This window comes from Bacillus paralicheniformis (assembly GCF_002993925.1).
Classification (GTDB): Bacteria; Bacillota; Bacilli; order Bacillales; family Bacillaceae; genus Bacillus; species Bacillus paralicheniformis.
Genome location: NZ_CP023665.1, coordinates 4,078,519 through 4,099,004, shown reverse-complemented (window position 1 = coordinate 4,099,004; position 20,486 = coordinate 4,078,519). Strand labels below are relative to the sequence as shown.

The window sequence follows — 20,486 nt, the reverse complement described above, 5'->3', positions numbered from 1 at the left end:
TTTGAATAATAGATCATGGTTTGTCACAAAATAACGTTAAAATATTTTGATGACAGGTGCTTAAGATGAAAACATATTTTCAAAAAGATTATCAGCTCGGCTCGTTTCAATTTTTTTCAACATCTCATATACTGACTTTGCTGGTGCTTGCAGCGCTCGGTGTTTGTTTGTTCGTCTTTCGCAAGACGCTGCAAAAACCGCGGTGGAACCGGATGCTTCGCTATGCGTTTGTGGCGGTTTTATTGATTTCTGAAATCAGCTACCACTCCTGGTTTATCTATGTAAATTCCTGGACGCCGCGTTATTGTTTGCCGCTTCACCTCAGCGACCTTTCGGTTTATCTTGTCATCATTCTGTTATTAACGAAAAACCTCACCTTGTTTAAATTTCTTTATTTTGCCGGTTTGGGGAGCGCTTTGCAAGCGATTCTGACGCCTGACTTGGGAAGGTACGGCTTTCCTCATTTCCGCTTTTTTGAATTTTTCATTTCCCACGGAATCGTCGTACTGGCCTGCCTTCTGATGATTGCAGCCGAGAAGTATAAGCCGACCGTGCGCTCTCTCTGGGTCACGTTTCTTCTCGTCAATATTTATGGGGCATTCATCTTTTTAATCAACCGTTTGCTGAAGTCGAACTATATGTACATGATGAAAAAGCCGGGCGGCGGAGCTTCGCTGTTAGACGTGCTCGGGCCGTGGCCATGGTATCTTTTATCAGCGGAAGCGGTCACGATCGTCTTCTTCTATCTTCTCTATCTGCCGTTTTGGATCGCCAGGAAGGTGAAAGAAAAAAAGGATCTTGCATGATTCCTGTATTTCTGAATAGGTTCGGCCGTATTCCATTGGCCAAGAGAATTTAAAAAATCAAAATGAGTGATTGCGCCATGAGTGTCTCCTTTTTAACTAATCATTCACACCGTGATCAGGAATATGAAGAAAAAAGCAGATCTCGTAAAAGATCTGCTTTCTATTACATACTGATTTGTTTCTTTTGTTCATAATCTATTTCTGGCTGTATTTCCTTCGTGAGTTGATGCCCTTCTATGTCCACATTCGGAATAATCTTGTCCAGCCATTTTGGCAAGTACCAGGCTGCATTCCCCATCAGTTTCATGACACTTGGAATCAGTGTCATTCGTACAATAAAGGCATCAAAGAGCACACCAAAGGAAAGAGCCAACCCGTTGGCTTTAATAGAAGCTTCTCCAGCAAAGATAAATCCTGCAAAAACGAAGATCATGATCAGGCCGGCTGCGGTGACAACAGGACCGCTGTGTTTTAATCCGGCTTGAATGGCTTGTACTGGATTCTTTGTTTTCACATATTCTTCACGCATTCTGCTGACAAGGAATACTTGATAATCCATGGCTAATCCAAACAGAATTCCAATAGATAAAATCGGCAAGAACGCGAGTATCGGCCCTTTTTCTGGTATTTTGAAAAAGTCGATGAGATTCCCGTCTTGTAAAACAAATACACAGATCCCAAGAGTGGCAGTCATTGTCAATACGAAACCAGCAACAGCAACAAGAGGCACAAGCAGCGAACGGAATACGATTGTCAGCAATACAAACGCAAAACCAACAATGAGCACAGCAAACACCGGTATCGCATCATTCAGGCGATCTGAAATATCAATATTCACGGCAGTCGATCCAGTAACGAGCAAATCTACCCCGTTTTTATCTGATAAGCTGCGTACTTCCTTTACCAAATCCTTCGTTGCCACATCATTTGGACCTGTTTCAGGAACGACCGTAATGATAGCAAAGTTCCCTTCTTTATTAGGCATTGCAGGAGTGACACTCGCTACATGGTCTAGTTCCTTTATTTCTTTCACTGCATCTGTGAAGGCTTCCACCTTATTTTCTGTCACACTTGTAGCATCCGCTACGATTGTTAATTGACCATTAAATCCTTCTCCAAAACCGTCGGCAAGCAAGTCATATGCCCGGCGTTCCGGATTATCCTTCGCTTTCATCCCTGCATCAGGCAAACCCAGTTCCAAATGCACAGATGGAATACTAATGACGAGCAAAATCAGAATGCTGCATACACTTAGCATGATAGGGTTTTTTGTGACAAAGCGTCCCCAGACATTTGTTTCAGCGCTTTGTTTATCTTTTTTCTTGTTTGATTTCGGAACCATCCGTTTCCCCGCTATCGATAAGACGGCAGGAACAAGCGTGATTGAGGCGAGAACAGCTAACAATACACTAAGCCCTGCTGTCAGCCCCATTGCAGACATAAAAGGAATGTTAACAACCGTCAATCCGCAAAGTGCGACAATAACAGTAAGTCCGGCAAAAACGACTGCACTCCCAGCTGTTCCGGTAGCTCTGGCAATAGATTCATTCTTTTGTATGCCTTCGCCTAGAAACTGACGGTGCTTCGTAAAAATAAATAAAGCATAATCAATCCCAACAGCAAGGCCAATCATTCCGGCTAATGAAAGACTGACGGAAGCAATATCGAAAACTTGTGTTCCAATCAAAACAAGTCCAATACTAACACCTAATCCAATCAGTGCAGTTAAAATCGGTAAGCCTGCTATTAATAAAGAGCCGAATGTAATGGCCAAAACGACAAAGGCCAAGACAATGCCGACAATTTCAGAGACACCGCCTATCTCCATCTCGGCTCCCGGTACATCTCCGCTTAGCTCAGTTTGCAATCCCTCATCATCAGCGATTTTCAAACTGTCTTTTAAGTGTTTGATAGAGTAATCCTTTATATCATCTGCTGATGATTTATACTTGATATCAGCATAGGCAACTGTGCCGTCTTTCGCGATTGTTCCTGTCACAAAAGGACTTGCAATCGAGTCAACAGAACCATCTTTATCGATTTCCTTTAACGTATTTTCTATTGCTTTTTTGGCTGACTCTGCAGTAAGTTTCTCTCCATCTTCAGCACCGAAAATCACCCGTATGCTCCCTTTATCAGGGCCGTGAGGATATTCTTTTTGAATGACATCCATCGCTTTTTCCGAAGGTGTGTCAGGTATGGACATATCCTCAGAAAAATTTGGTTTTAATGTGGTTGCAAGGCTTATCGAAGCAACTAACACAACGATCCACGCGCATATAACTTTTATGCGATGGCGAGCAACCCATCCTCCTAATTTATATAACATTTTTGACATGATAATCTCCTTTCAACACATTGCTTGATCATATTCCTCCTCATTGTAGTGGACAATGAAATAAAAAAAACGTACATTCGGGTATGTACGTTTGGGCAAATTTCAAATTTGATGTTATTTGTCTAATGTCAGAATGCCTCTTTGCATGGCAATCGTTACGGCTTCAGTTCTTGAATTCGCGCCTAATTTATTGTAAATGGACGTTAACCTGGACTTTACTGTTCTCTCAGAGACGCCCAAATCAAAGGCGATCGCTTTGCTTTTAAGACCTTTAGCAATTGCTTTTAGAACAATGACTTCCTTTTCTGTCAGCTGCGTATCACTGCTCTGTTTTTTCATCCGCTCCAATTGGATTTCTTGCAGACGTTTTAAGATTTCAGGCTGCAACAGCACGTTTCCTCTTATTGCTGCATCCATTGTATGAAAAAGGGTTTCTGAACTCGTAACCTTCAATAGATATCCTTTCGCCCCTAATTCAATTCCTTCGATCATTAAGTGATCTTCATTATAAGTAGTCAAAATAATGATAGGGATGTCATGTTTTTCTTTTATTTGTTTAATGGCTTCTAACCCGCTCATCTCCGGCATATACAAATCCATGAGAATGATATCCGGTTTTAATTCATCTGCAAGACGGACTGCCGCTTTGCCATTTTCGGCCTCTCCTATGATGGTGTAATGATCATTCGTTTCAATTAAAAGCTTCAGACCTTCCCTCACGACAAGATGGTCATCAACGATTAAAACCTTATTCATCTTGCATCTCTCCCTGAATTGGTACTGTGATCTCAATTTGTGTTCCTTTTGATTTTGTACTCTTTATATTAAATTGGCCTTTCATGGCTCTGACGCGTTCTTCTATGCCGAGAAGCCCGTAATGTCCTCTCTTTTTCTTGCTCTTTTCAACATCAAATCCTTTGCCATTGTCCTTGACAGTTAAATGGAGCCTCCCCTTATCATCATCCCAAATGGATACCGATATCGTTTCTGCTTCAGCGTGCTTTGCTGCATTCGTTATGCATTCTCCAATGATGTAATAACAGTTTTCAGCTGTACGAACGTCTAATATCTGATGTAATCGATAGTCTAAAAAACCACCCATGCCTGTCGACTCTTGAAAATGATCCATTAGTGAGGTAATTCTTTCTTTTAGAAAACCGATTTCCTCTGATTTGCTGCGCAGATCGTCAATCGCTGAACGCGCGTCGGCCAATGTACCTCTCACTCTTTTCATTGATTGTTGAATGATTTCTATTGCTCTCTCTGTGTTGCCTTTGGCGAGATGAACATGAATAGCATCGAGCTGCATATTTAAACTGACCAGCCCTTGAGCAAGCGTATCGTGTAAGTCCCGGGCCATACGCTGCCTTTCGTTTTGCAGCGTCAGCTGTTCGACCTGCTGATGAGCCAGCTCCAGCCGTTCAAGAGTCAGCTGAGCTTTTATCTTTTCATCGACTTGGGCAAATAATGTAGCGGCATAAGTAATAATCACGATCATAATAGGTACGGCAATGACAAGAAAATGCAAATAATCACCTTTGTGAATCTGATGTGTTGCATTGATTGACAGCAGAAGCAGTAAATACAGTATGAGGAAAGTCCTTCTTCTGTCTGCTATTCCTGCAATCTGTCCCATCAAAAATGCATAAAGGCCGATGATGACCAGCACTAAGAAGCCAGTCATGATATTAGCCAGTGTAAAAGTGATCAAACCTTGCAGCACAAAATATAGAATGACCCTTTTCTTAACCCAGCGATATGAATGCCAATGCAGCAAAGCAAAAATGGCGGTCAATACTGTAAACACGTTAAGCAATAAAATGGACCAGCTCCCAATAATAAATTGCAGCACGACAGAGGCTACATAGATCATGAGAATAAAAGCCAGGCCCGGCACTCTGAGCGCAAGCATATTTAATGCCCGTCTATCATGTGAGTAATGCTTTTCTTTAAAAGGATTCAAACCTCATCCACTTCCTTTAACAGTTTAACCGAACAGAGATTCATGAAATTTATTGAAAGTGAACATACATTTATCCAATCATTTTATAGGAAGAGAAAGAACACAACAATACCGAGGTGCAGTGAACCATTAGATGTTCCCAAACATATGATCATTGCCCAAACGTACATAAGCGTTCTGCCTTTATGTACGTTTTATCTTTTCAAATTTACATTTAAAATCATGAGGAACTCACTATTTATTAAAGGAATGATCAACATTGAAATCGATTGATCTCACAATTTTATCATTAAAAAGAAAAGGAATCAGAACTGAGAAAGTGTCAAAAAATCAGTGCCCTGATCGATTAAGCAATACGAACGAAAAAACAGACAAACATAGAAACAAAAATAGTCAATCCAAGAACATGTGTAAAGAAAAAGGGGAATGAATATGTATTGGTTTTTAGGTGCTTTATTATATTTTCTCATCGGTACTTGTATATTTATTGGAGTCATTAGAGACATTCACTCAGGCTCATGGATGCTCCTTACATTAGCAGCTCCAATCATCATTATTGGCTACCCTTACTTTTATTCAAAGAAGCTTTTTGCCAAAAGATAGTGAAATAGACTCCATACAATCAGAGGATCTTGCATGATCCTTTTTTTTCAGCCTATCGACGGTGTTTATTTTTTAAAAAAAGGGAATAGAACAAAAAAAGAAAAGGAGATGGAAGACATATGAAAAGCGACCGAACCATGCATATTATTTCATGTACAGACAATAACTACGCACAGCATTTAAGCGTGATGTTCGCATCATTGCTGACGAATATGGATCAGACGCGCGATGTGAAACTGTATGTCATCGACGGAGGGATTGAACCGGAAAATAAAAAGCGTCTGGAAGAGACGACCCTTCAATTCGGAGCCCCCATTACATTTCTGAATGTAGAAAAAAGCCAGTATGACCGTGCGGTCGAAAGCAGCCATATTACAAAAGCGGCATACTATCGGATTTCCATCCCCGATCTGATTGATGACGATTCCGTCAAACGAATGATCTATGTCGATTGCGACGCCTTAGTGTTAGAGGATATATCGAAGTTGTGGGACAAGGACATTTCACCTTATTTCGCAGCGGCAGTAGAAGATGCAGGCCAGCATGAACGGCTGAAAAAGATGAACATCAGCGACGAAGCAAAATATTTTAACTCAGGTATCATGATCATCGATATGGAAGCCTGGAGAAAAAACAACATTTCGAAAAAAGTCATCGACTTCATCAATAACAACGATGAAGACATGTTTGTGTTTCATGACCAAGACGCGCTGAATGCGATTCTTTATGATCAGTGGCTCGAACTTCATCCGAGATGGAACGCCCAAACACACATTATTTTAAAAGAAAAAACACCGGCTTCCCTCATCGATCAAAAGCGCTATATGGAAACAAGGGCAAACCCGGCAATCGTTCATTTCTGCGGCGGAAACAAGCCTTGGAATTCAAACACCTCACACCCGTACGCCCGTCAATATTTTAAGTATTTGCAGTCCACAGCCTTTAACCAGCCGGCCAAATTGTCTAAAAACCATGTCAGCTAACATGCCAATCTCATTTTAAATCGCAGGATGAATCGATATAATGACAACAAACCCTGACGTATCCCCATATTCGCTTGTTTCCTTTCGGAAACAAGCATTTTTCTTGGCTGCAAAAATTTTTTACGAATGGAGGAGCGCTTTTGGTTAAAGTGCTGTTGACACTTAACGGACTGTTTTACCGCGCAGCGCCGCTGTTGAAGGAAAGGGTCGAACGGCTCGGCGCCGAATTTGCATTTTTGGATTCCAATCGGTTGACGAGACAGGATTTACTGACTCATATCAAGGATGTTCATATTTATATCGCCGGCGTTGAAAAAGTGGACCGGGAGCTGATCGACGCTGCCCCGGAACTAAGATATATCATGAAATTCGGTGCGGGAATCGACAATATTGATGTAGAATATGCAAGCGAAAAAGGAATCCTCGTCACGAATGCACCCGGCCAAAACGCCTCGGCAGTCGCCGATTTGGCATTCGGCCTTCTGCTGTCTGGCGCCCGTTCGATCCCGCAGTCAAACGCCGCAGTCAAAGCCGGTTTGTGGCAATCCGAGATGGGCTATGAGCTCGATGGAAAAACGCTGGGGCTTATCGGTTTTGGGGAAATTGGCAAAAAGGTTGCAAGACGGGCTTCCGGGTTTCATATGAACGTTTTGGCGTACGGCACATACAAAGACTACAATGCAGCCAAACGGCTGAATGTACGGTTTGCAGAGCTTGACGATCTCCTGGCAAAATCTGACTTTATGTGTATCAGCACGTCATTAAGACCTGCCACCTATCATTTGATCAATCAAGAAAAGCTGGCAAAAATGAAGAAAACCGCGTACCTGGTCAACATTGCCCGCGGAGAAGTGGTAGACGAAAGCGCGCTCATTCAAGCGCTTGAACAAAAACAGATCAGAGGTGCAGCATTGGACGTCTTTGAAACCGAACCGCCGGCCGCCCGGATCACTAGTCTCGGCAATGTCATATGCACGGCGCATATTGGTGGCGCTACGTATGAGAGCATCAGGCGCATCGAAGAGGTGACATATCAAAACATCAAAAGGTTTATCGAAAACCAGCCGCCGGCTTTCCGCGTTTCTTAAAGACTGGAAACGGCGAAAAGCCGCATCCGGTTATGTTCTTTGAAAAAACTCAATTATTTCTCCTTCGGGCCCAAAAAGAAAAAAATAGCGGAAGCCGTTTGGCAATACGGTGATCTCGTCTTCCATCAGCTTGATGCCGGCGCTTTTTACGCGGGCGAATTCAGCCTCGATATCATCGGTTGAGACGGCAAAATGATGTACTTTTCCTTCCTGAGGAAGACTGTCGTTATATCCCTCGATCAATTCAAGCTCTGTCTCGTCTCTGTTCTCAAAGCCTAAAAAAGCCAGCTTCATGATGCCGTTTGTATGGGTCATTCTGCCTTTAAGCGTCATTCCGATCACATTCTGGTAGAATGTGATCGAAGCATCAATGTCTTTCACCATCAGTCCTACGTGGTCAATTCGCGCCATTACGCCATTCCTCCTTTTGTTTCTCCATCATTTTAGAAAGGTCGGAATCATCTGTCAATTATCTCGATTACATGATGAATAAGAATATTGATCAGGCGTTATGGTAGGATAGAGAAGACTTTAAAATAAGGACTGAAATCAAATGCATACATTAAAAATAAAACATCCATTCGCTGCAAAAATGAAAAAGGGCTATCCCTTAATTGAAAAAGAAGCTGTTTCTTCGCAAGAAAACGGCATAAAAGAAGGTTCGCTGATCAGGGTTGCCGATGAAAACGGCACGTTTTTGGGAAAGGGCTACTATGGCGAGCAAAACAAAGGGATCGGCTGGATTCTGACCCGAAACGAAGAGGAATCAATTGATCAATCATTCTTTTTAAGCAGGCTGGCGAACGCCTTTCAGGCCAGAAAATCGCTTTTTCAAGACCCGGATACGACCGCTTTTCGTTTGTTTAACGGGGAAGGCGACGGAATCGGCGGCTTTACGATTGATTATTATGACGGCTACTATTTGTTCCAATGGTACAGCAAAGGGATTTATACGTTTAAGGAAGCGATTATGGAAGCCCTCGATGAATTGACAGACTATAAAGCCGTATATGAGAAAAAACGGTTTAATACGGCCGGGCAGTATGTAGAAGATGACGACTTTGTCAGAGGAGAGAGAGGGGAATTTCCGATCATTGTGAAAGAGAACGGCATACATTTTGCCGTTTACCTCAATGACGGTGCGATGACAGGCGTTTTTCTCGATCAGCGCCATGTCCGCAAGGCGGTTAGGGACCGGTATGCGGAAGGAAAAACCGTGCTCAACACCTTCTCATATACAGGTGCATTTTCTGTGGCGGCGGCGCTTGGAGGCGCTGAAAAAACGACGAGCGTTGATGTTGCAAACCGCAGTTTAAGCAGGACGATCGAACAATTCAGCGTGAACGGGCTGGATTATGAAGCTCATGATATTAAAGTCATGGACGTTTTTAAATATTTTCAATACGCGGCCAAAAAAGAACTCGCCTTTGACCTCGTCATCCTTGATCCGCCTTCATTTGCGAGAACAAAAAAGCATACATTCAGCGCGGCAAAGGATTATAAAAATCTGTTGAAAGACGCGATTCGAATCACTAAAGATCAAGGTGTGATCGTCGCTTCGACGAACAGCAGCGCTTTTGGGATGAAAAAATTCAAAGGTTTTATCGAAGCGGCATGCAAAGAAACGGGGACGCGCTTTACAGTGCTTGAGGAGCATTCGCTGCCCGAAGATTTTAAAACGGTGAAAAGCTATCCTGAAGGCGATTATTTAAAAGTTGTCTTTTTGCGGATCCGCCGCCGTTAATGTTAAGGGCGGGGAAAAATTTTGCGATAAAAACAATACCTGTCGATCAATTATTCATGTATATTGATATTACGCGAAAAACTCAGGCAGGGGGAAGTTATGGATTACGGAATTTTAATATCGATAGGTATTTATATGGCAGGAATGCTTTTTATCGGATATTTTGCATATCGAAGAACTTCAAATTTGACCGACTACATGCTTGGCGGAAGAAATCTGGGCCCCGCCGTCACCGCGTTAAGCGCAGGTGCTTCCGATATGAGCGGCTGGCTATTAATGGGGCTGCCTGGTGCGATGTTTCTGAACGGATTGAGCAGCGGCTGGATCGTTGTCGGTCTGACAATCGGCGCGTATTTGAACTGGGTGTATGTTGCGCCGAGGCTGAGAACGTATACGGAAACGGCCGGCAACAGCATTACCATACCCGATTATTTCGAAAACCGTTTTAAAGACGGTTCAAGGCTGTTACGGGTGACGTCGGCTTTCGTTATTTTAGTATTTTTCACTTTTTATACATCATCCGGAATGGTGGCGGGCGGAGAGCTGTTCAGAACAGCATTCCACCTTGATTATCGGATCGGCATCTGGCTGACGGCCGGGGTTGTCATTCTTTATACGCTCTTCGGGGGCTTTCTGGCTGTCAGCTGGACCGATTTTGTTCAAGGGACGATCATGTTTATTGCACTCATCTTAATGCCGATCGTCGTATTTGTCCAATTGGGGGGAATTGCGCCGGCGTTTTCGGAAGTGAACGCGGTCAACCCGGACCTCCTCCGTCCGTTTCAAGGAACAACCGCAATCGGTATTGTTTCTTTACTGGCGTGGGGGCTCGGCTACTTTGGACAGCCTCATATTATTGTCAGGTTTATGGCGATTTCAAGCGTGAAAGAGTTGAAGAGTGCCAGAAGAATCGGCATGGGCTGGATGATCTTTTCGATTTGCGGCGCGATGCTGACAGGACTCGTCGGCATCGCCTATTTCAGCGCAAATCATCTTTCGTTAAAGAATGCCGAGACGATATTCATTAAGTTGGCAGACCTTTTGTTCCCATCGATGATTACGGGATTTTTGCTGGCTTCCATTTTAGCAGCTGTCATGAGCACGATTTCTTCACAGCTTCTTGTAACCTCAAGCGCGCTGACAGAGGATTTTTATAAAGCGTTTGTCCGGAAAGGGGCTTCTGACAAAGAACTTGTTCTTGTCGGAAGGCTGTCTGTCCTCGCGATTTCACTGATCGCCCTCATGATGGCGCTTCACCCGAATGAAACGATATTGAATCTTGTCGGCTATGCGTGGGCAGGTTTCGGAGCAGCATTTGGTCCTGTCGTTCTGCTGAGTCTGTATTGGAAACGAATGACGAAGTGGGGCGCGCTTTCAGGGATGCTGTCCGGGGCGCTGACTGTTATTGTGTGGGAGCAAGTAAAAGCTTTTGACCCGGTTTATGAAATCATTCCCGGATTTATTGTTTGTACAGTCGTGATCATCGTTGTCAGCCTGATGACAAAGAAACCGTCCGTAGAGATTGAAAAGGAATTTGAGACGGCGGTTGAACAGCTGAAAGGTTGAGAATAGGGTGATGGTCTTTGTCAAAGTATTATGGACAATCACTTTTCTTACAGGGGCTTTCGCAGGATTTCTGTGGACATTTTCCAAAGAAAAAAGCGATGAATTTTTCTCGGAAATGACGGCGGATGGATCGGGAATCTTCACACTTTTCGGTTTGATTGGTTTGCTGTTCGCCAAGCTGTTAAAAGCAATTTCTCCAAAACTGCCGCATGACTGGGCTCTCAGGTGTATTTCTTTTATTCTGGCCCTTATATTATTGATAATGTCCATATTCATATGGCTGCTCGATGTCTAAATGAAAAAAACCAAATTGGCGGAAAAAAACTTCCCCAATTTGGTTTTTTTATTTTTCGGCTATGACACTGCAATAAGGGAAATGAGAAACGGCGCTGCGCAAAGCGTGATGATCGCAGCCAGGATCATCGATACGCTTGAAATCGTTCCGGACACGGAGCTGAGCTCAAATGCTTTTGATGTACCTGCGCCGTGGGCGCTTGTGCCAAGCAGCACGCCCCTTGCGATTTCATTATCAATCCGGAAGTAGCGAATGACCATCGGTCCGATCACTGACCCGGACAGGGCGGTCAATATAACAAAAACAGCGGTCACCGCGGGCATTCCGCCGATCATTTCAGAAACGCTCATTGCAATTGGCGTTGTGACCGATCTGGGAACGAGGCTCTCAATCAGGTCTTCATTCAGCTTGAAAAGTTTTGCGATAAACGCTGTTGACAGGATCGCGATACAGCAGCCTACAGTCACGTTGATAACGATCTCAACCGCGTATTTTTTCAAGACTGGAAAGTATTTGTACAACGGAATCGCAAAAGCCACGGTTGCCGGCTGGAGCATGTCTGTCAACAAGCGACCGCCCGCATTGTACGCTTCAAAGGGCACATTGATGAAAAGCAGCAGGCCGACAAGTATCACCGGCGTGACCAATAAAGGTGACGCATACACCTTTGGATGGCGTGAATACACCGCTTTTGCGCCCAGATAAATTAACACTGTTGCGATCAGGCTTAAGCATCCGATGAGCATGTTTTTTTCCTTTCCTTTCTTTTGGCAATCAATTGAGTCAGCATTCCGGTCGACACCATGACGACGAATGTACTGATGAGGACAACGAGTATAATGCTTGTGCCGAATTCAGCCAGAATATCTCCGTAGTTCATAATCCCGACGGCTGAAGGGACAAAGAACAAAAGCAGCTCCGCGAGCAGCCACAAGGCGCCGATTTCAATCCATTCCAGCTTAATGATTTTGAAATGAAGAAGCGCAAAAATGACGATAATCCCGAGAATGCTGCCGGGAATGTTTATATGAAGAACCTCGGCAATCAGATTCATGAAACGCGCGAATAAAAACAAAAGAGCGACCTGACCTAATCCTTTAATGAATGTTTTCATGTCATTATCCCCCTTTCTAAACATGAGTGTACATGAGTTTTAAGTATAGGTAAAATACATATACAGAATAGATATTATTCATTTTGTCTATAGTTAAAAGCGCAAATCAGGTCAAAAGAAACAGTTTCCTGACTAAAATTAGAAATTGTCGTCCGGAATCATTTGGCGATTTTTTGTGACCATTAAACTGCCGTATTCCCGTGCCTTTAGACTTGTCCGCGATGAAAGCGGTGTACAGATGATTCAAAAAGACGGGTTATATGTCCTTGAAATGCGCTGTGAGGAAGATGATGAACTGTGTATATATCCCTAAAAACAGTATTTACAGCCTATTCAACATCCGTGATTTTCGACTTAAACTATAAATATTGGAAATGAGAGCAAGTCCAGTCAAAGATGTGAATCTATGAAAAACCAACCGAATCATAATTTGACAAGGAAACAATCCATGCGAATCATACTGCAATTTCAGAGGTGACAATAATGGACTACTCAGACACGCTGCAAAAAATACACGGTGTCCTCTCTCATAAGGCGGCAGAGCTGGAAGAACAAATTGCAAGGCTGGAGCGGGCAAAGCGCGATGTAGAGCGGGAACAAAACCTCGGAATCGAAGAAATCAGGCAGATTTTGCGTCCGAACCTTGATGAGTCGTGGACCGGAAGCAGGGCAGCCGATTTTGACGAAGCACGTGATGAAGCGCACACGGCAATGTACAGAATTTTCACCGATGAATATGATCGGTATATTCATAAAATTGATTTAAAGATATTTGCTTTAGATTCTGAAAAAGGGGCTGTTCAAGCTGCAAGCTGGTCAGCCGACCGGGCGGACTTTCTGATGGAAAAAGGAGAGGAGGCCGTCGACGCTCTGCACAGCACAATCAACGGTTTAAAAGGGTGGTTGAAATGAGCAAAACGATTAAACTTAACCATGCAGCGGTTATGAAGCAGCTGGAGCAAGTAAGCAGCACGCTTCAAGCCGTGTCTTTAAAAAGCCCGTCAGCCGGAGCGCTCGGGCGGAACAACCTTGATTTTACGAAAAAGTGGCTTGAACGCGAAGCCGAAATTTGCAATATGGTCGAACAGTATAAAGAGGCTGTTCGTAAAAACATTGAGGACACCCGCTCCAATGTGGACACGCTGAAGGAACAGGATGAAGCGATTGCCCGAAGATAGGCGCTGCCGGCTGTATGCCGGCGGCGTTTTTTTATGTTGATGTAGAAGGGTGCTCCACGGGGGTGCAGAAAACAATGAAATTGGTTTAGAATATGAATACAAGCAGGAACTCTGAAAGGGTGTCAAACAAATGGACATACGCCACTTAACCTATTTCTTGGAGGTAGCCCGTCTGAAAAGCTTCACAAAAGCCGCTCAGTCATTATACATATCTCAGCCGACAATTTCCAAAATGATTAAAAATCTTGAAGAAGAGCTCGGGATTGAGCTGTTTTACCGGCGGGGGCGTCAGATCGAGCTGACTGATGCGGGGCAAAGCATGTATGTGCAGGCCCAGGAAATCACCAAGTCGTTTCAAAATTTAACTTCAGAGCTGAATGACTTGATGGACGTCAAAAAAGGGCACGTGCGGATCGGTTTGCCGCCGATGATCGGCTCCGGCTTTTTTCCGAAAGTGATAGGGGATTTCAGAGACAAATATCCGAACGTCACCTTTCAGCTTGTTGAGCACGGCTCTGTGAAAGTGCAGGAAGGAGTGGAAGACGGATCGCTTGATATCGGCGTTGTCGTCTTGCCTGCAAAAGAGGAGATTTTTCACTCCTTTACAATCGTAAAAGAAGACTTGATGCTGATCGTCCACCCGTCTCATCGTTTTGCCGATGCGGATGAGATCGAGCTTCGGCAGTTAAGCGAAGAACCGTTTATCTTTTTCCGGGAAGACTTTGTTCTTCACGAACGGATCATTACGGCTTGCTTGAAGGCTGGATTTCAGCCGAATGTCATTTATGAAACCTCGCAATGGGATTTCATCAGCGAAATGGTTTCCGCTAACCTTGGAATCGGGCTTTTGCCCGAAAGAATCTGCCGCGATCTTGACCCGGAAAGAGTGAGAATCATTCCGCTGGTGAGGCCGGCCATTCCTTGGCATGTCGCCGTCATTTGGAGAAAAGACCGCTATCTGTCGTTCGCGGCGAGGGCGTGGATTGATCATACAAAATCGTATATATGGAGCGAAAATTCAAAAACAGAAGGGAATGCAGCCGAATGAATCTGGAAGATGCCGCAAGAGGAATTGAAAAAGTCAGAAAGCAAAAACCGCTCGTACACAATATGACAAACAATGTCGTCACCAATTTTACGGCGAACGGTTTACTGGCTCTCGGCGCATCGCCGGTGATGGCGTATGCGAGGGAAGAAGCCGCCGACATGGCAAAGATCGCCGGAGCCCTTGTGCTGAACATCGGCACGCTCAGCCGGGAATCTGTTGAATCGATGATCATTGCAGGAAAGTCCGCCAATGAACACGGTGTGCCGGTTATTTTTGACCCAGTCGGTGCTGGGGCGACGCCGTTTCGAACAGAATCGGCTCAAGCGATTATGCGCGAAGTGAAGGTTTCCGCCGTCAGAGGCAATGCCGCGGAAATTGCCAACACGCTTGGAGAGGACTGGCTGATCAAAGGCGTGGATGCAGGCGAAGGGAGCGGCGACAGAAAAGAGCTCGCCAAAAAAGCCGCGAAATTATGGGATACAGCCGTCATCATAACCGGAGCTGAAGATGTCATAACGGATGGAACAAAAACGTATACCGTAGGCAACGGACATCAACTGTTAACGAAAGTGACGGGGACAGGCTGTCTGTTTACCTCTGTCATCGGTGCGTTTTGCGCCGTTGAAAAAGACGTTTGCCATGCCGCTGTATCTGCAGCCGCTTTTTATGGAACGGCGGCCGAGTTGGCCGCGGAGAAAACGGAAAACCTGGGGCCCGGAAGCTTTCAAATCGAGTTTTTGAATCAGCTTGCCGCTGTTGAAGCGATGGATATAAAAGAACGCGGCAGGATCAGAGAGGTGGAATAAGATGACGCGAGTCTCAAAAGAAACGATGAAAGATCTGTTGTCAGTCTATTTTATTATGGGTTCAAACAATACTGCAGGCGATCCTTTAACTGTCATTGAACAAGCCTTAAAAGGCGGTGCGACACTTTTTCAATTCCGCGAAAAAGGCGAGGGCGCGTTAAAAGCAGGAGATCAAAAGGCGTTTGCTCGACAGGTGCAGGCTCTTTGCAAACAGTTCAATGTTCCGTTTATCATCAACGATGATGTAGAACTTGCGCTTGCGCTTGACGCCGATGGTGTGCATATCGGGCAGGATGATGATAAGGCCGCCGACGTCAGAGCGAGAATCGGGGACAAAATCCTCGGCGTTTCCGCGCATACACTTGAAGAAGTCGTAAAGGCGGAAAAGGATGGAGCGGATTATATCGGTGCAGGGCCGGTTTACCCGACTGAAACAAAGCGGGATACAAAAGCTGTGCAGGGTGTCTCGCTCATTCAAGAGCTCCGCAGGCAGGGGATTGGCATACCTGTGGTCGGAATCGGCGGGATCACGGCCGAAAACTGCGCCCCCGTCATCGAGGCCGGCGCTGACGGCATCAGTGTCATCAGCGCCATCAGCAAAGCTGCCGATCCAAAGGCGGCCGCCGAGGCGTTCAGCAAGAAAGTGCAAGCTGCTAAACAAAGCGCGCATTCCTAAATGGAATATGCGCTTTTTGATATAAAAATTAAAATCTCTCGTTCATAAACCGTTCCAGAAAATGCCCGATCACCAGGGAGGACATGCCGAGCGATGAGGCAGTGCGGCCAAGTGAGGAGATTTTCAAATGATAATTAGACAAGGCTTCTGCAGCACTTCTTGAGGCAATCGTTTTTTTAATCGCATCGACGATGATCGGATAGGATTCCACAATGGTATTCCGCAAGATAATCGTATCGGGATTCAACGTCTTCAAGATGTTGAGAAGTCCGATGCCGATATGAAAACCGAATCTTTCAAACGTCTCCATCATCCCCGGATCACTGCGGTCTGCAAGTTCTTTAACGGTTTCGTAAAGCGAGGCTTCGGAATTCGCTCCATAGTGAGAGAAGACGGCTTTTTCCGAAGCGTAAAGCTCCCAGCAGCCTCTATTCCCGCACCGGCACAATGGGCCGTCAAAGTGAATGGACATGTGCCCGGCTTCTCCGGAAAAACCTTGCACACCTCTAAACAGTTTTCCATTCATTAAAATCCCTAAACCAATCCCGGTATTAATGCTGACAAACACGGCATGCTCCAGCTGTCCGGCTTCTCCGTATTTCTTCTCGCCAACGGCGCCGGCGTTTGCTTCGTTTTCAATTAAAATGGGAACGCCGAACCTTTCTTCCAGTTTTTCCTTTAACGGAATCAAATGGATTGGCTTATTTGGCGTAAACACCACCTGCCGTTCGTTGTCTACCAAGCCGGGTACGCAAACGCCGATTCCGGTCAATCCGTATGGGGAAGGCGGTATTTTGTCAACGGCTAGCCCTGTCAATTCGATTAATGCCTCTTCTGTCGCCTGAATGTCTTCTTCATCCAGCGTCCGTTCGAATTGTTCAATCAAATGCCCTTCAAGATCGGTTAACACAACAATCAGATAATTGGTTCCGATATCTACACCGACCGCATAGCCGGCTTTTCGATTGAATTTCAGCATCACGGGCCTCCTGCCGCCGCTTGACTCGCCGGGGCCGGTTTCATAAATGATGTCCTTTTGAAGCAAGGAAGATACTTGGGAGGAAACGGTCGCTTTATTTAATCCCGTTATTTCCGAAAGTTTTGCTCTTGAAATGGGTGCGTTCTCAATAATCTGCTCAAGAATCAGAGCTTTGTTCATTTTTTTTACAAGGGCTTGATCCGCTGTATTCAATGTCAATCACTCCATTGTTTTGAAGCTGTGAATTTATTATAGTATAACAAATTTAGAAAACTCAATTTTTTCCTTCATTTCCATTGAAAGCGGTTGATTCATCTTGTAAAATAAATACAAGGAAGTTAGTTTAATGGTTAAACAAACTTATTTTTTAACGTTTGCTTTGCAAGGAAAAGTGAAGGGGGAGATCGGAATGTTTTTTAGAAATGTCGGAGTGATTGAGTATGAAGGAGCCGATTCGGAAAATCCTTACGCATTTAAATATTACAACCCTGATGAATACGTCGGCGGCAAAACGATGAAGGAACATCTTCGCTTCGCTGTTGCGTATTGGCATACCTTTGATGCGGACGGGAAAGACCCTTTCGGCGACGGGACGATGTTCCGGCCGTGGAACCGGATGACGCATCCTTTGGATAAAGCAAAAGCCCGGGCGGAAGCGGCTTTTGAATTTTTTGAAAAGCTCGGCGTGCCCTATTTCTGCTTTCATGACGTTGATATCGTTGATGAAGGAGCGACGTTGCGTGAGACCTTTACGTATTTGGATCAAATGTCGTCTTTTCTTAAAAAAATGATGGAGACTAGCCGTGTTCAGCTGCTTTGGAATACAGCCAATATGTTTACCCATCCGAGGTATGTCCACGGGGCCGCAACTTCCTGCAATGCGGATGTCTATGCCTATGCGGCCGCAAAAGTGAAAAAAGGACTGGATATCGCCAAGGAGCTTGGAGCGGAAAACTATGTGTTCTGGGGCGGAAGAGAAGGTTATGAAACATTGCTGAATACAAATATGAAGCTTGAACTCGAAAACTTGGCTTCATTTTATAGAATGGCGGTTGAGTATGCGCGCGAAATCGGTTTTGACGGCCAATTTTTGATCGAGCCGAAGCCGAAGGAGCCGACGAAGCACCAATACGATTTTGATGCGGCCACAACGATCGCTTTTTTAGAAACTTACGGTTTAAAAGACCATTTTAAACTCAATCTTGAGGCGAACCATGCGACCTTGGCCGGGCATACATTTGAGCATGAACTACGGGTGGCTGCCTTGCACGACGTGCTGGGTTCCATTGACGCCAATCAGGGCGATTTGCTCCTGGGCTGGGATACTGATGAGTTCCCGACCGATCTGTATTCTGCAGTACTTGCGATGTATGAAATTTTGAAAGCAGGCGGGTTTAAAACCGGTGGTATTAACTTCGATGCTAAAGTAAGGCGCCCGTCTTTTGCGGATGAAGACTTATTTCACGCTCATATCGCAGGAATGGATACGTATGCAGTCGGCTTGAAAGTCGCCTCCCGTCTGCTTGAAGACAAAGCCCTCGACCAGATCATTGAAGGGCGTTATGAAAGCTATACGAAAGGGATCGGGCTTGAGATCAAAGAAGGCCGCACCGATCTGAATAAGCTTGCCGCATACGCTCTTGAACACGACCAAATTGAAAATCAGTCAGGCCGCCAGGAACGACTGAAAGCGACCGTTAACCGTTACTTATTGAACGCTTTGCGCGAAGCGCCGGCAGAAAAGGAGACACGCTAGTGGAATACGTGATCGGGGTCGACCTCGGCACCAGCGCGGTTAAAATCATCCTTGTCAATCAGCGGGGAGAGCTGTGCGGCGAGGTCTCCAAACCATTTTCCATCATTCAGCCCCATTCCGGTTATTCTGAACAGGATCCCGCAGAATGGGCGGTAAAAACGAAGGAAGCCATTAAGGAATTAGTTATGCATTTCCCGGGAAAAGCATCTCAGATTAAAGGGATCAGCTTTTCCGGACAGATGCATGGATTGGTACTTTTAAACGGCAACGGAGAGGTTTTGCGAAACGCGATCCTGTGGAACGATACACGGACAACCGAACAATGCCGTCTGATTAACGAGAAAGTCGGAAAGGAGCGCCTGCTCGAGATCGCGAAAAACCCGGCGCTCGAAGGCTTTACCCTTCCGAAGCTTTTATGGGTGAAAGAACATGAAAAAAAATTTTTTGAAAAGGCGGCCGTTTTTTTGCTGCCGAAAGACTACGTCAGGTACACGATGACGGGGCGTCTGCACAGCGAATATTCAGATGCGGCCGGAACGCTCCTGCTCGATGTGAAACATCAGACATGGAGCGGGGAAATCTGCAGCAAGCTCGGCATCCCGGAGTCCTTATGTCCGGATCTGATTGAGCCGTGCGCCTGTGTCGGCGGCGTCAGTCCGGAATTCGCGGCCGAAACCGGTCTGGCTCCTGAAGTCAAGGTGTTTGCCGGCGGCGCTGATAATGCATGCGGCGCGGTCGGCGCCGGTATTTTAAGAGAAGGAACGGCCCTTTGCAGCATAGGCACCTCAGGGGTTGTTCTCACATATGAATCAAACCGAGATCAAGCGTTTGATGGCAATATTCATTTTCTGAACCACGCCGCCCCCAATGCGTTTTATTCAATGGGAGTGACGCTTTCCGCAGGACGCAGCTTCAGCTGGTTTAAAGATGTATTTGCCGGGCAAACGTCATTTGACGAATTAATTAGCGATATTGACCATTCCCGTCCCGGTGCCCGGGGGCTGCTGTTTACCCCTTACTTGTCAGGGGAGAGAACCCCTCATGCCGACGCAGATATTCGCGCCAGCTTCATCGGGATGGACAGCGCACATACACGGGCGGACTTCGTCAGAGCCGTCATTGAAGGCATCACATTCTCCCTACACGAGAGCATTGAACAATTCCGTGCCGCGGGAAAGGATATCAGCCGCGTGATTTCAATCGGCGGAGGCGCCAAAAGCGATCAATGGCTGCAAATCCAGGCGGATATCTTCAACGCCGACATCATCAGACTCACAAGCGAACAGGGGCCGGCATATGGAGCAGCCATGATCGCGGCCGTCGGGTGCGGCTGGTTTCCGTCGCTTGAAGCTTGTGCAGACCGATTCGTTCTCATCAAAGAAACCTTTTCACCCCGCCGTGAATACAGCAGACAATACAAAGCTCTGTTTCAAATTTATAGAGATGTCTACCGGCACACGAAAGCGCTGAACGAGCGGCTGGCGAGCTTTCGGGAATAAAAAAACTTATGAGCCGGCCGGCTCATAAGTTTTTTTCGGGTGTG

General features: G+C 45.4%; 22 protein-coding genes. 15 read left to right on the top strand and 7 right to left on the bottom strand.

The features are described 5' to 3' along the window. Positions 1–65: 65 nt before the first annotated feature. Positions 66–806, top strand: a complete 741-nt coding sequence (locus CP943_RS20945; protein ID WP_023856971.1) for a YwaF family protein — start codon at positions 66–68, stop codon at positions 804–806. 163 nt (positions 807–969) lie between these two features. On the opposite strand, the gene CP943_RS20940 is transcribed toward CP943_RS20945, so the two are convergent. From CP943_RS20940 to CP943_RS20930, 3 genes are all read right to left on the bottom strand, one after another. After that, entirely contained in the window at positions 970–3,144 is a 2,175-nt protein-coding gene (locus CP943_RS20940; protein ID WP_105981290.1) for an MMPL family transporter, read from the bottom strand. A gap of 114 nt (positions 3,145–3,258) precedes the next feature. After that, positions 3,259–3,900: a two-component system response regulator YdfI gene (gene ydfI / locus CP943_RS20935; RefSeq protein WP_105981289.1), complete on the bottom strand. Its 642-nt coding sequence runs from the start codon at positions 3,898–3,900 to the stop codon at positions 3,259–3,261. Further along, positions 3,893–5,056, bottom strand: a complete 1,164-nt coding sequence (locus CP943_RS20930) for a two-component system sensor histidine kinase YdfH (protein ID WP_035339288.1) — start codon at positions 5,054–5,056, stop codon at positions 3,893–3,895. Before CP943_RS20930 ends, ydfI begins: the two co-directional genes overlap by 8 nt. Before the next feature lie 310 nt (positions 5,057–5,366). On the opposite strand from CP943_RS20930, the gene CP943_RS22765 reads away from it, so the two are divergent. From CP943_RS22765 to CP943_RS20915, 4 genes are all read left to right on the top strand, one after another. Further along, a complete protein-coding gene (locus CP943_RS22765) occupies positions 5,367–5,537 on the top strand; it encodes a hypothetical protein (RefSeq protein WP_023856975.1) in 171 nt (56 codons plus the stop codon). Continuing rightward, complete coding sequence (locus CP943_RS20925) at positions 5,534–5,710, top strand: hypothetical protein (RefSeq protein WP_095291354.1); 177 nt, start codon at positions 5,534–5,536, stop codon at positions 5,708–5,710. Before CP943_RS22765 ends, CP943_RS20925 begins: the two co-directional genes overlap by 4 nt. 119 nt (positions 5,711–5,829) lie before the next feature. Continuing rightward, the gene (locus CP943_RS20920) at positions 5,830–6,693 is read left to right on the top strand and encodes a glycosyltransferase family 8 protein (protein ID WP_026580289.1); all 864 of its coding nucleotides are present in this window, start codon (positions 5,830–5,832) and stop codon (positions 6,691–6,693) included. Between the two features lie 149 nt (positions 6,694–6,842). Then, positions 6,843–7,781 (top strand): phosphoglycerate dehydrogenase, encoded by a 939-nt coding sequence (locus CP943_RS20915; RefSeq protein ID WP_229129363.1) that lies wholly within the window; start codon positions 6,843–6,845, stop codon positions 7,779–7,781. Positions 7,782–7,811: 30 nt separating this feature from the next. On the opposite strand, the gene CP943_RS20910 is transcribed toward CP943_RS20915, so the two are convergent. Next, complete coding sequence (locus CP943_RS20910) at positions 7,812–8,192, bottom strand: VOC family protein (RefSeq protein ID WP_035337948.1); 381 nt, start codon at positions 8,190–8,192, stop codon at positions 7,812–7,814. Between the two features lie 142 nt (positions 8,193–8,334). Between CP943_RS20910 and CP943_RS20905 the strand changes: the two genes are divergently transcribed. The 3 genes from CP943_RS20905 to CP943_RS20895 all read left to right on the top strand — a co-directional run bounded on the left by CP943_RS20905 (position 8,335) and on the right by CP943_RS20895 (position 11,386). Continuing rightward, on the top strand, positions 8,335–9,525 hold the full coding sequence (locus tag CP943_RS20905) for a class I SAM-dependent rRNA methyltransferase (protein ID WP_023856980.1): 1,191 nt from the start codon (positions 8,335–8,337) through the stop codon (positions 9,523–9,525). Between the two features lie 99 nt (positions 9,526–9,624). Then, positions 9,625–11,091, top strand: coding sequence for a sodium/proline symporter PutP (gene putP / locus CP943_RS20900; RefSeq protein ID WP_035337945.1), 1,467 nt, complete (start codon positions 9,625–9,627; stop codon positions 11,089–11,091). 10 nt (positions 11,092–11,101) lie between these two features. Continuing rightward, on the top strand, positions 11,102–11,386 hold the full coding sequence (locus CP943_RS20895; protein ID WP_048350642.1) for a hypothetical protein: 285 nt from the start codon (positions 11,102–11,104) through the stop codon (positions 11,384–11,386). A 59-nt stretch (positions 11,387–11,445) separates the two neighbouring features. On the opposite strand, the gene CP943_RS20890 is transcribed toward CP943_RS20895, so the two are convergent. Together CP943_RS20890 and CP943_RS20885 are read right to left on the bottom strand one after the other, a co-directional pair. Beyond that, positions 11,446–12,132, bottom strand: coding sequence for a CidB/LrgB family autolysis modulator (locus CP943_RS20890; RefSeq protein ID WP_035337942.1), 687 nt, complete (start codon positions 12,130–12,132; stop codon positions 11,446–11,448). Further along, the gene (locus tag CP943_RS20885) at positions 12,114–12,500 is read right to left on the bottom strand and encodes a CidA/LrgA family holin-like protein (protein ID WP_020453376.1); all 387 of its coding nucleotides are present in this window, start codon (positions 12,498–12,500) and stop codon (positions 12,114–12,116) included. The genes CP943_RS20890 and CP943_RS20885 overlap by 19 nt, the downstream gene beginning before the upstream one ends. 483 nt (positions 12,501–12,983) lie before the next feature. On the opposite strand from CP943_RS20885, the gene CP943_RS20880 reads away from it, so the two are divergent. The 5 genes from CP943_RS20880 to thiE all read left to right on the top strand — a co-directional run bounded on the left by CP943_RS20880 (position 12,984) and on the right by thiE (position 16,208). After that, positions 12,984–13,412: a YwqH-like family protein gene (locus tag CP943_RS20880; protein ID WP_020453375.1), complete on the top strand. Its 429-nt coding sequence runs from the start codon at positions 12,984–12,986 to the stop codon at positions 13,410–13,412. Beyond that, a complete protein-coding gene (locus CP943_RS20875; protein ID WP_020453374.1) occupies positions 13,409–13,678 on the top strand; it encodes a YwqI/YxiC family protein in 270 nt (89 codons plus the stop codon). The genes CP943_RS20880 and CP943_RS20875 overlap by 4 nt, the downstream gene beginning before the upstream one ends. A gap of 130 nt (positions 13,679–13,808) precedes the next feature. After that, a complete protein-coding gene (cidR, locus tag CP943_RS20870) occupies positions 13,809–14,726 on the top strand; it encodes a cidABC operon transcriptional activator CidR (protein WP_023856984.1) in 918 nt (305 codons plus the stop codon). Further along, on the top strand, positions 14,723–15,532 hold the full coding sequence (gene thiM / locus CP943_RS20865) for a hydroxyethylthiazole kinase (protein ID WP_035337939.1): 810 nt from the start codon (positions 14,723–14,725) through the stop codon (positions 15,530–15,532). The genes cidR and thiM overlap by 4 nt, the downstream gene beginning before the upstream one ends. A 1-nt stretch (position 15,533) precedes the next feature. After that, positions 15,534–16,208, top strand: coding sequence for a thiamine phosphate synthase (gene thiE / locus CP943_RS20860; RefSeq protein ID WP_025810599.1), 675 nt, complete (start codon positions 15,534–15,536; stop codon positions 16,206–16,208). A gap of 28 nt (positions 16,209–16,236) precedes the next feature. Here thiE and CP943_RS20855 read toward each other — a convergent pair whose 3' ends face one another. Further along, entirely contained in the window at positions 16,237–17,400 is a 1,164-nt protein-coding gene (locus CP943_RS20855) for an ROK family transcriptional regulator (RefSeq protein ID WP_105981288.1), read from the bottom strand. Between the two features lie 196 nt (positions 17,401–17,596). Between CP943_RS20855 and xylA the strand changes: the two genes are divergently transcribed. After that, a complete protein-coding gene (gene xylA / locus CP943_RS20850) occupies positions 17,597–18,943 on the top strand; it encodes a xylose isomerase (RefSeq protein ID WP_105981379.1) in 1,347 nt (448 codons plus the stop codon). Beyond that, positions 18,943–20,442, top strand: coding sequence for a xylulokinase (gene xylB / locus CP943_RS20845; RefSeq protein WP_079289517.1), 1,500 nt, complete (start codon positions 18,943–18,945; stop codon positions 20,440–20,442). The genes xylA and xylB overlap by 1 nt, the downstream gene beginning before the upstream one ends. The last annotated feature ends 44 nt before the right edge of the window (positions 20,443–20,486 follow it).

Excerpts from the sequence above, each read along its gene's own strand:
- CP943_RS20945 (WP_023856971.1), top strand. The coding sequence starts at position 66 with ATGAAAACATATTTTCAAAAAGATTATCAGCTCGGCTCGTTTCAATTT.
- CP943_RS20940 (WP_105981290.1), bottom strand. The coding sequence starts at position 3,144 with ATGTCAAAAATGTTATATAAATTAGGAGGATGGGTTGCTCGCCATCGC.
- ydfI (WP_105981289.1), bottom strand. The coding sequence starts at position 3,900 with ATGAATAAGGTTTTAATCGTTGATGACCATCTTGTCGTGAGGGAAGGT.
- CP943_RS20930 (WP_035339288.1), bottom strand. The coding sequence starts at position 5,056 with ATGCTTGCGCTCAGAGTGCCGGGCCTGGCTTTTATTCTCATGATCTAT.
- CP943_RS20925 (WP_095291354.1), top strand. The coding sequence starts at position 5,534 with ATGAATATGTATTGGTTTTTAGGTGCTTTATTATATTTTCTCATCGGT.
- CP943_RS20920 (WP_026580289.1), top strand. The coding sequence starts at position 5,830 with ATGAAAAGCGACCGAACCATGCATATTATTTCATGTACAGACAATAAC.
- CP943_RS20910 (WP_035337948.1), bottom strand. The coding sequence starts at position 8,192 with ATGGCGCGAATTGACCACGTAGGACTGATGGTGAAAGACATTGATGCT.
- CP943_RS20905 (WP_023856980.1), top strand. The coding sequence starts at position 8,335 with ATGCATACATTAAAAATAAAACATCCATTCGCTGCAAAAATGAAAAAG.
- putP (WP_035337945.1), top strand. The coding sequence starts at position 9,625 with ATGGATTACGGAATTTTAATATCGATAGGTATTTATATGGCAGGAATG.
- CP943_RS20895 (WP_048350642.1), top strand. The coding sequence starts at position 11,102 with ATGGTCTTTGTCAAAGTATTATGGACAATCACTTTTCTTACAGGGGCT.
- CP943_RS20890 (WP_035337942.1), bottom strand. The coding sequence starts at position 12,132 with ATGCTCATCGGATGCTTAAGCCTGATCGCAACAGTGTTAATTTATCTG.
- CP943_RS20885 (WP_020453376.1), bottom strand. The coding sequence starts at position 12,500 with ATGAAAACATTCATTAAAGGATTAGGTCAGGTCGCTCTTTTGTTTTTA.
- CP943_RS20880 (WP_020453375.1), top strand. The coding sequence starts at position 12,984 with ATGGACTACTCAGACACGCTGCAAAAAATACACGGTGTCCTCTCTCAT.
- CP943_RS20875 (WP_020453374.1), top strand. The coding sequence starts at position 13,409 with ATGAGCAAAACGATTAAACTTAACCATGCAGCGGTTATGAAGCAGCTG.
- cidR (WP_023856984.1), top strand. The coding sequence starts at position 13,809 with ATGGACATACGCCACTTAACCTATTTCTTGGAGGTAGCCCGTCTGAAA.
- thiM (WP_035337939.1), top strand. The coding sequence starts at position 14,723 with ATGAATCTGGAAGATGCCGCAAGAGGAATTGAAAAAGTCAGAAAGCAA.
- thiE (WP_025810599.1), top strand. The coding sequence starts at position 15,534 with ATGACGCGAGTCTCAAAAGAAACGATGAAAGATCTGTTGTCAGTCTAT.
- xylA (WP_105981379.1), top strand. The coding sequence starts at position 17,597 with ATGTTTTTTAGAAATGTCGGAGTGATTGAGTATGAAGGAGCCGATTCG.